Source organism: Limnohabitans sp., from assembly GCF_046052765.1.
Lineage (GTDB): Bacteria > Pseudomonadota > Gammaproteobacteria > Burkholderiales > Burkholderiaceae_C > Limnohabitans.
Genome location: NZ_JAVLFQ010000005.1, coordinates 1 through 10,119, shown reverse-complemented (window position 1 = coordinate 10,119; position 10,119 = coordinate 1). Strand labels below are relative to the sequence as shown.

The window sequence follows — 10,119 nt, the reverse complement described above, 5'->3', positions numbered from 1 at the left end:
CGCGATTTTCTTGCCTTTGAGTTTGTCCCAGCCGCCTTCTTTTTTGGAAATGGCTTGCAAAATGGTGTCAGCCGCCACCCAGTAAGTACCGGCGATAGGGAAGTTCCACTTGAACACCGCGCCATCAGAGCTTTCGCTGCGTCCGTAGCCGACGGTGACCACCGGGATTTTGTCGCCGGGGGCTTTTTCAGTCACGGCGAAAGTCGCACCGGTTGACAAGGTTTGGACAAAGCTGGGGTTCTTGCTTTTCAAACGCTCATAGCATTCGACGCTGCGTGCGGTGTCGTAACCGGTTTCGCATTCTTCATAGGCGATCTTCACGCCGTTGATGCCGCCTTTGGCATTCACCAACTTCAAATAATCAACAAAACCGTTGGCCCAAGGCGTGCCGTTGGGTGCATAAGGACCGGTGCGGTAAGACAGCACAGGAACAAACTGCTCCTTGGCCTGGGCCAGGACCTGTGTGGCCGACGACATCAGAACCGCCGACAACAGAGCAGATAACAACAAGATTGGTTTTTTCATCTTCGTCTCCTTCAATTTGGACTCACAAAAAAGGACTTCAACACACTCAATAAGGGAAAGGCCAGACGCGCATTTTTTGTTTGCCTATGGCCCACAAACGCGCCAAGCCGTGCGGCTCGACGATCAAAAACCAGACGATCAACGCGCCAAAGATCATCAATTCAGCGTGCGACACCACCGTGGTGGAAATAACCAAACCGAACCAGCCAGCAAACACCGGCAGAAACTGATTGAGAAAAATTGGCAGCGTCACGATGAATGCCGCGCCCAAAAATCCGCCCATGATGGAGCCCATGCCGCCAATGATGACCATGAACAGCAATCGGAAAGATTGATCCACAGAGAAGGCGCTAGGCTCCCAGGCGCCCAGGTAAATAAACGCCCACAAAGCACCAGCCATGCCGATGATGAACGAGCTGACGGCAAAGGCGCTGAGCTTGGCGTACATGGGGCGAATGCCGATAACCGCTGCCGCGACATCCATGTCGCGAATCGCCATCCATTCGCGGCCAATGGCACCACGCACCAGGTTTTTGGCCAGCAAAGCCACCACACACAGCAGACTCAGGCAAAACAGGTACTTGCTGATGTCGTTGTCAATCGCAAAACCAAACACCTGCAAATTAGACACCGCCACCGAGCCGGATGGTGTGTCCAAGGTGAACCATTTGACACGCAGAAACATCCAGTCGGCAAAAAACTGCGCGGCCAGCGTGGCCACCGCCAAGTACAAACCACGCACCCGCAGACTGGGCAAGCCGAACAAAATACCGAACACCGTGGCACACAGTCCGCCCAATATCAATGTCGGAATCAACGGCATGCCGGGAATGCGGGCAAAAAAGTTGTACGCGCCGTAAGCACCGACCGCCATGAACGCGCCCGAGCCCAAAGAGATTTGGCCGCAGTAACCGACCAGAATATTCACACCCAAGGCTGCCATGGCCATGATGACGAAGGGAATCAGAATGGCGCTGAACATGTAATCCGAGGCGATGAACGGCACAGCGACAAATGCCAGCAGCAGTAAAGCAGCAATGAACCAGCGGTCTTGCAGGATCGGGAAGATCTGCTGGTCCGCTTGGTAGCTGGTTTTGAATTGGCCGTTTTCTCTGTAAAACATGTTTCTCTTATTTAACTTTCAATCTTTTAACTCCGACGCGCTGCGCTTGAGCTTTGCTCCGCAAAGTTCACGCACCGCATTCCCTCAATCCAATCATCTTTTAACGCCGACCCGCTGCGCTTGAGCTTTGCTCCGCAAAGTTAGTCTGCGTTGAAAGATCATCGACATGCGTCTTTCAGACGCGGTCAATGATCTTCTCTCCGAACAGCCCCTGAGGACGCACGAGCAAGAACAACAAAGCCAAAACATAAGCAAACCAAATTTCGATACCACCGCCAACATAAGGTCCCAGGTAAACCTCTGACAATTTCTCGCCAACGCCGATGATCAAGCCGCCAATGATGGCGCCAGGCACCGACGTCAGTCCACCCAAAATAACGACTGGCAATGCACGCAAAGCCACCGTGGCCAATGAAAACTGCACGCCCAGTTTGCTGCCCCAAATCATGCCGGCCACCAAGGCCACCACGCCAGCCACGCACCACACAATCACCCAAATGCGGTTGAGCGGTATGCCAATGGACTGCGCCGCCTGATGGTCATCCGCCACCGCTCTCAACGCACGACCAGTGCTGGTTTTTTGAAAAAACAGCGACAACAAAGCCACCAAACAGGCGGCGATCAGCGCCGCAATCAAATCTTCCTGGTTGATCAAAATACCGCCTGGAAAAGTGGACTCGAACGCCATCACCGGTTCTTTGGGCATGCCAATGTCGATCTTGTAGATGTCACTGCCAAACAAGGACTGACCCAGTCCCTCTAGAAAATAAGTGATACCCAAGGTAGCCATCAGCAAGGTCGTGCCTTCTTGGTTCACCAATTGGCGCAACACCAATCGCTCGATCACCCAGGCCACGCAAAACATGACCGCAGCGGCCATGACAAAGGCGATCAGGTTGACCAGCCATAAGTTACCCAAGCCAGTGCTGTTGAGCCATTCGGAAAATCGCGCCATCGCCAATGCCGCGAACAACACCATCGCGCCTTGCGCGAAATTGAACACGCCGGAAGCTTTGAAGATCAATACAAAACCCAAAGCCACCAGCGAATACAACATACCCGCCATCAGCCCACCCAGCAGTGTTTCAAGAAAGAATCCCATGGCAGTCAATGTCCAGTACCGAGGTAGGCGCTGATCACCTCGGGGTTGTTGCGCACTTCGTCAGGCGTGCCGTCGCCGATTTTCTTTCCGTAATCCAGCACCACCACACGGTCGGAAATATCCATCACCACGCCCATGTCGTGTTCGATCAACACCACGGTGGTGCCGAACTCGTCGTTCACATCCAAAATGAAGCGACACATGTCTTGTTTTTCTTCCACATTCATGCCGGCCATGGGTTCGTCCAGCAACAACACTTGCGGCTCTAGCGCCAAGGCGCGACCCAGATCCACCCGCTTTTGCAAACCGTAAGGCAGTTGACCGACCGGTGTTTTGCGGTAGGGCTGGATTTCCAAAAAGTCGATGATCTCTTCCACGCGCTTGCGGTGTTCGATTTCTTCGCGCTGTGCCGGACCGAGTCGAATGGCTTGCCACAACAGGTTGGATTTCATGCGCAGGTTGCGTCCGGTCATGATGTTGTCCAGCACACTCATGCCTTTGAACAATGCCAGGTTTTGAAACGTGCGGGCCACGCCCATGACCGCCACCTGGTGGCTGTCCATGTGACTGAACGTCTGGCCGCGAAACGTGATCTTTCCTTGCTGCGGCGTGTACACGCCGTTGATGCAATTGAGCATGGATGATTTACCCGCGCCGTTGGGGCCGATGATGGCGCGGATTTCATGCTCATACACATCAAAGCTGATATCAGACAGGGCTTTGACGCCGCCAAAACTGAGCGAAATGTGTTGCACATTCAATATGACGTCGCCGATTTGTTTGCTCATGCGGCACGCTCCACCGGCGTGAACAACTTGGCGTCCGACAACTTCAAGGTGGCACTGACGCTGCCGCTGCGACCATCCTCAAACTTGACGGCAGTTTCAATGAATTGCTGCGACAAGCCTTCGTACAAGGCGTTGACCAAGACCGCGTATTTGTCGGCGATGTAGCCACGACGGACTTTGTTGGTGCGGGTGAGTTCGCCGTCGTCGGCGTCGAGTTCTTTGTGCAGCACCAAAAAGCGACTGATTTGCGAGCCAGCCAACAAAGTGTCGACCGATAAATCTGCATTGACTTTTTCCACACATTCCAAAATCAATTGGTAGACCTCGGCCTTTTGCGCCAAATCGGTATAGCCCGCATAAGGGAGGTTGCGCCGCTCGGCCCAATTACCCACGGCATCGAAATCGATATTGAGCATGACACAGACTTTGTCGCGCCCGTCACCGTAAGCGACGGCTTCCTTGATGAAGGGGAAAAACTTCAGCTTGTTTTCAACATACTTTGGGGCAAACATAGCGCCATCATGAGCGCCGCCTTGGATGCGACCCACATCTTTCACCCGGTCGATGATCTTCAAATGGCCACGGCTGTCGATGAAACCGGCATCATTGGTTTTGTACCAGCCGTCAGCACTCAATACCTCGGCCGTGGCCTCGGGGTTTTTGTAATAGCCTTTGAGCAGACCGGCGGACTTGACCAGAATTTCACCGTTGTCTGCCACGCGGATTTCAACACCGTCGCAGGGCACACCGACGGTATCTGCATACGCTTGGTTGTCTGGTTGCAAACACACGAAGACGGCTGTTTCAGTGGAGCCGTACAACTGTTTGAGATTGATGCCGATGGATCGGTAAAAACTAAAGAGGTCCGGGCCAATCGCTTCGCCTGCGGTATAGGCCACACGCACCCGTGAAAAGCCAAGGTTATTGCGCAAAGGCCCGTAGACCAGCATGTTGCCTAGCCCATACCTTAGCGAGTTCCACAAGCCTATGGGCTCGCCGTCGATAAGGCGCGGGCCGACCTCACGCGCCAACTTCATAAAGTAGTGGAACATGCTGCGTTTGGGGGCACTCGCATCTTCCATGCGAATCATCACTTGGGTGAGCAAGCCTTCAAACACACGCGGCGGCGCAAAGTAATAAGTGGGTCCGACTTCTTTCAAATCGATGGTGATGGTCTCAGTGGACTCGGGGCAATTCACCACATAACCGCAGCACAGCCATTGCGCATAACTGAAGATGTTTTGCCCGATCCAGGCTGGTGGCAAATACGCCAGCACTTCTTCATGGCTGGTCAACTTGTCAAAGTCGGCACCGGCTTTGGCGCGGTCTAACAAACTGCGGTGGGTATGCACCACGCCTTTGGCGTTGCCAGTGGTGCCGGAAGTGAAAAACATGGCAGCCACATCGTCAGCCTGGCCACGGCTGACATGCTCTTGGAAAAATGAGGGGTGTTCACGCTCCAGCATTTCTCCATCGCTCAAAACAGTTTCTAAACCGCACAAACCGGTTGAGGGGTAATTGCGCAAACCGCGCGGATCGTCGTAGTAAATACGCGAGAGTGTCGGGCACTCCGGCTGAATCTCTTGCAACTTGTCGACTTGTTCTTGGTTTTCCACCACGGCAAATCGCACATCTGCGTTGTTGATCGGAAAAATATATTCAGTGGCCACGGCATCCTGGTAAAGCGGTACTGGAATTCCACCCAAGGATTGCACAGCCAACATGGCGGCGGACAAACGGGGCCGGTTGGCGCCGACAATCACCACATGGTCGCCCCGTTGCATGCCGTCCCGCGCAAACACATGCGACATGCGCGCCACCATGGCCTGCAAGCCTGCCCAGTCTAGGGTTTGCCAAATGCCATATTCTTTTTCACGCAGCGCAGCGTCACCAGGGCGTTGGCTGGCGTGTTGCTGCAGTAAGCGGGGGAAAGTGGTGTTCATCAGTTGGCTATGGTCACAACAAGCATAGTGGGCTTGTCACAGGGGTTGCGAATATTAGAACCGTGTTTGACGCTATTTTGTCTTTCCGACGACAATCTAGGGAATGTACCTAGAAACCTATTTGGAATTTCAAGCAGTCCTATGTCCCAAGACCTGACCTTGCATCAGCGACGACGCGAACCGAAGGCCGAAGAGTTAGCGGGCATTCCGTGGTTGAGCTGGTTAAGCGACAGTGAACGCGGGCAAACCGTCCCGCGCATCGTTGTTGGCGACGCGCAAACCGGTGACGCGGTCTGCCGCATCGGTCGTGCACCCACTTATTGGTTTGGTGTCGTCGACGGCTTGTTGAAAATGAACATAGACACCGACAAAGGCGATAGCCTCACCTTCACCGGTGTGTCGCGTGGCGGTTGGTTCGGCGAAGGCACAGCTTTGAAGCGCGAGCCTTACCGTTACAACGTGAACGCCTTGCGAGCCAGCGTGGTGGCTGGTTTGCCGGTTGAAAGTTTTCACACGCTGCTGGCCGAATCTATTGGCTTCAATCGCTTCATCATGAACCAGCTGAACGAACGCTTGGGACAGTTCATTGCCGCCCGCGAAATCGATCGCATCAATAACCCCGACTTGCGTGTCGCACGTAATTTAGCGGCCTTGGTCAACCCAGTGCTGTTCCCGGGTGTCGGTGAGCTGTTGAACATCACCCAACAAGAATTGGGTTACTTGGTCGGTCTCTCAAGACAGCGAGTCAACGTTGCGTTGAAGCGCTTGGAAGCCGCGCAATGGATCAAGGTTACTTATGGCGGCATACGCATATTGAATTTGACCGCTTTGCGAAGCCATACACTGAGCCTCACATGAACGACTCCACCACCATCAGACTGAACAAGCGCATGGCCGAACTCGGCATTTGCTCACGCCGTGAAGCCGACGAATGGATTGCCAAAGGCTGGGTCAAGGTCAATGGTGAAACGGCGGTACTGGGCAAACCGGTGAGCCCGCTCGACCGCATAGAGGTGGATGCATTGGCGCGCGGTCAGCAAGACAAGCAAGTGACGATTTTGTTGCACAAGCCCATGGGCTATGTCAGCGGTCAGGCCGAGGATGGGCACGAACCCGCCATCAACCTTATTGAGGCACGCACGCACTGGCGGGACGACCGCTCGCCTGTGCGGTTCGCGCCGCGCCAGCGCATGGGACTGGCGCCCGCTGGCCGTTTGGATATTGATTCGGTCGGACTACTGGTATTGACCCAAGACGGCCGTGTAGCTCGCCAACTCATTGGAGAAAACTCCGACGTGGAGAAAGAATATTTGGTGCGGGTGCAATACGGTCGACTGCCCGCCGGCGAAGTGCAAACCGATGTGCAATCGCTGTTTCCGGCAGACAAACTGTCCTTGTTGTGCCATGGTTTGTCCTTGGACGGACAAGCCCTTAAAACAGCACAAGTCGATTGGCAAAATCCCGAGCAACTGCGCTTTGTGCTGCGTGAGGGAAAAAAGCGGCAAATCAGGCGCATGTGCGAGCTGGTGGGCCTGACCGTGGTCGGCTTGAAACGGGTACGGATAGGCCGGGTGAAATTAGGCCAACTGCCGGTGGGTCAATGGCGCTATTTGGGGCGGGACGAACACTTCGACTGACCCGTTGACAGCCGCTTTTGAGTGCTTTTCTTTTATTTAGGCTTGATTTCGGCTTATTCGTCCCTATTTGTACCCCAAGCATTTTTCTCTTTTTAACCATCTATCCCCATGAGCAAACATACCCATTCCTTTCAAGCCGAAGTAGCCCAACTGCTGCATTTGGTCACCCACTCGCTTTACTCCAACAAAGAAATCTTTTTGCGTGAACTGGTGTCCAACGCCTCCGACGCTTGCGACAAACTGCGTTACGAAGCCTTGAACAACACCGGCTTGTACGAAGACGCGCCGACGCTGGAAATCAAAGTGGCTTTTGACAAGGCCGCCAAAACCCTGACCATCAGCGACAACGGCATTGGCATGAGCGAGCAAGATGCGATTGACCACTTGGGCACCATTGCCAAAAGCGGCACCCGCGACTTCATGAGCAAACTCTCCGGTGACCAGCAAACGGACGCCAAAGACCAAGGCGCGTTGATCGGTCAATTCGGTGTCGGTTTTTACTCCGGCTTCATCGTCGCCGACAAGATCGTGGTCGAAACCCGCCGCGCCGGTTTGGATGCCGAGCAAGGCGTGCGCTGGACCAGCGGCGGCAGCGGCGACTTCGAGGTGGAAACCATCACGCAAAAAGAACGCGGCACCCACATCATTTTGCATATGCGTGATGACGCCGACGAGTACCTGAGCAGTTGGAAACTCAAGTCCATCATCGGCAAATACTCAGACCATATTTCCCTGCCTATTCTCATGCGCAAAGAGGAATGGAAAGAAGGTGAAAACGACCAGCCGGGCGAAATGGTGGTCACTGACGAATGGGAAACCGTCAACAAAGCCAGCGCTTTGTGGACCCGCCCGAAAAAAGACATCACCGAAGAACAACACGCCGAGTTCTACAAAGCCATTAGCCACGATTTTGAAGAACCGCTGGCATGGAGCCACAACCGTGTGGAAGGCAGCACCGAATACACACAGCTGTTGTACCTGCCGGGCAAGGCGCCTTTCGATTTGTGGAACCGCGACAAAAAAGCCGGTATCAAGCTGTATGTGAAACGCGTGTTCATCATGGACGATGCCGAAGCCTTGATGCCTACCTATTTGCGCTTTGTCAAAGGCGTGGTGGACTCTGCCGATTTGCCGTTGAACGTGAGCCGCGAATTGCTGCAAGAAAGCCGTGATGTCAAAGCGATTCGCGAAGGCAACACACGCCGTGTGTTGTCCATGTTGGAAGACCTGGCCAAGCACGACGTGCCGGCTGCAGACGCCAGCGACGACGACAAAAAAGACGCGGGCAAATTCAGCAAGTTTTACGCAGAGTTCGGCGCGGTGCTCAAAGAAGGTTTGGGCGAAGACTTTGCCAACAAAGACAAGATTGCCAAACTGCTGCGTTTTGCCAGCACCACCAGCGACACCGTGAATGTGGGCTTTGCCGATTACAAAACGCGCATGAAAGAAGGGCAGGAAGCCATTTATTACGTCACCGCCGACAGCCTGGCTGCCGCCAAAAACAGCCCGCAACTCGAAGTCTTCCGCAAAAAAGGCATCGAGGTATTGCTGATGTCTGACCGTGTGGATGAATGGGCGCTGGGCTTTTTGAACGAGTTCGACGGCACACCACTGCAAAGCGTGGCCAAAGGCGCGTTCGACTTGGGCAAGCTGCAAGACGAAGAAGAGAAAAAAGCTGCTGAGGCCGCTGCCGACAGCATGAAGCCTTTGCTGGCCAAACTGAAAGAAGCGTTGAAAGACAAAGCCGAAGACGTTCGCATCACCACCCGCTTGGTGGACTCACCGGCGTGTCTGGTGGTGAAAGACCACGGCGTGTCTTTGCAAATGGCTCGCATGTTGAAACAAGCTGGACAAAACGCACCCGACACCAAACCGATTTTGGAAATCAACGCCGAGCACGCGCTAGTGAAAAAAATCGACAGCGATGCCGGACAAATTCATTTCCATGACTTGGCGCATATTCTGTTTGACCAAGCGTTGCTGGCCGAAGGCGGTTTGCCGGATGACCCGGCGGCGTATGTGAAGCGGGTGAATGCTTTGTTGGTTTAAGTCTTCACTGACCATCTGACGAATAGCTACTGACTGCTTCGTCAGATTGCATGGCCTCTATTTGCTCTCTCAAGGTATCGCACTGGCCGCGCCAATAGTCTGAGGTGCCGAACCACGGAAAGTGCATAGGGAAAGCCGGGTCGTCTTGCCGCCCGGCCAGCCATGCGCTGTAATGGATGATGCGCAAAGTGCGCAGCGATTCTATGCATTGCAGTTCACGCCGGTCAAAGCGGCGCACACTCTCGTAACCTTCGAGCACGATTTCCATTCGCTGGCGACGCTCTGCGGTTTCGCCGTGCACCAGCATCCACAGGTCTTGCACCGCAGGGCCTGTGCGCGCATCGTCCATGTCGACAAAATGCGGCCCGGGTTCAGGCATGCCCTCAGGCGTCCACAAAATATTGCCAGGGTGACAGTCGCCATGCAAGCGCAACAATTTGAGCTCTGGCGGCATTTGTTGTTTCACCAACGCCAAGGCTTGATCGCACAAGGACTGCCATTGCTGCTGCACTTCCTCGGCTATTTGTTGTTGCGACACCAACTGATCGCGCGACTGCTCGCCAAAGGTGTGAAGGTTCAACGCAGGCCTGACGGTGAAGGCGTGTCGCTCGCCGACCAAATGCATGCGCGCCATCAAGCGGCCTATCCACATCAACACCTCGGGGTCGTCCAACTCGGGCGCGCGACCACCGCGACGCGGGCTGACGCTGAACCAAAAATGCCCGTCCACACCATCGTGTACCACGCGGGCTTCATGCAAGCTCATGCTGTTCAACACCAATGGGCCGACCACCGGAATATCTTCAGCCACTAACTCAGCCGTGAATGCGTGTTCCTCGCGTATCTGTGCTTCGCTCCAACGCCCGGGCCGGTAAAACTTGGCGACCACGGATGTGTCGTCGTCTAAATGCGCGAGGTACACACGGTTTTCATACGAACTGAGTGCACTCTG

The 10,119-nt window shown here is 54.5% G+C and carries 9 protein-coding genes; 3 read left to right on the top strand and 6 right to left on the bottom strand.

Going from position 1 to position 10,119, the window contains the following annotated elements; all coding sequences use genetic code 11:
* The 5 genes from AC9UG7_RS00545 to AC9UG7_RS00525 form a co-directional block, all read right to left on the bottom strand.
* On the bottom strand, positions 1–525 hold a 525-nt coding region (locus AC9UG7_RS00545), incomplete at its 3' end, for an ABC transporter substrate-binding protein (RefSeq protein WP_509583049.1).
* Between the two features lie 46 nt (positions 526–571).
* A complete protein-coding gene (locus AC9UG7_RS00540; protein ID WP_509583047.1) occupies positions 572–1,648 on the bottom strand; it encodes a branched-chain amino acid ABC transporter permease in 1,077 nt (358 codons plus the stop codon).
* Positions 1,649–1,823: 175 nt separating this feature from the next.
* Positions 1,824–2,750, bottom strand: coding sequence for a branched-chain amino acid ABC transporter permease (locus tag AC9UG7_RS00535; protein ID WP_509583045.1), 927 nt, complete (start codon positions 2,748–2,750; stop codon positions 1,824–1,826).
* Between the two features lie 5 nt (positions 2,751–2,755).
* A complete protein-coding gene (locus AC9UG7_RS00530) occupies positions 2,756–3,538 on the bottom strand; it encodes an ABC transporter ATP-binding protein (protein ID WP_509583043.1) in 783 nt (260 codons plus the stop codon).
* Positions 3,535–5,481, bottom strand: coding sequence for an AMP-binding protein (locus tag AC9UG7_RS00525; RefSeq protein ID WP_509583041.1), 1,947 nt, complete (start codon positions 5,479–5,481; stop codon positions 3,535–3,537). The genes AC9UG7_RS00530 and AC9UG7_RS00525 overlap by 4 nt, the downstream gene beginning before the upstream one ends.
* A 141-nt stretch (positions 5,482–5,622) precedes the next feature.
* On the opposite strand from AC9UG7_RS00525, the gene AC9UG7_RS00520 reads away from it, so the two are divergent.
* The 3 genes from AC9UG7_RS00520 (at position 5,623) to htpG (ending at position 9,167) form a co-directional block, all read left to right on the top strand.
* A complete protein-coding gene (locus tag AC9UG7_RS00520) occupies positions 5,623–6,339 on the top strand; it encodes a Crp/Fnr family transcriptional regulator (protein WP_509583039.1) in 717 nt (238 codons plus the stop codon).
* Positions 6,336–7,118 (top strand): pseudouridine synthase, encoded by a 783-nt coding sequence (locus AC9UG7_RS00515; RefSeq protein ID WP_509583037.1) that lies wholly within the window; start codon positions 6,336–6,338, stop codon positions 7,116–7,118. Before AC9UG7_RS00520 ends, AC9UG7_RS00515 begins: the two co-directional genes overlap by 4 nt.
* Before the next feature lie 108 nt (positions 7,119–7,226).
* Complete coding sequence (gene htpG / locus AC9UG7_RS00510) at positions 7,227–9,167, top strand: molecular chaperone HtpG (protein WP_509583035.1); 1,941 nt, start codon at positions 7,227–7,229, stop codon at positions 9,165–9,167.
* A gap of 4 nt (positions 9,168–9,171) precedes the next feature.
* Here the strand turns inward: htpG and AC9UG7_RS00505 are convergent.
* On the bottom strand, positions 9,172–10,119 hold a 948-nt coding region (locus AC9UG7_RS00505; protein ID WP_509583033.1), incomplete at its 5' end, for a serine/threonine protein kinase.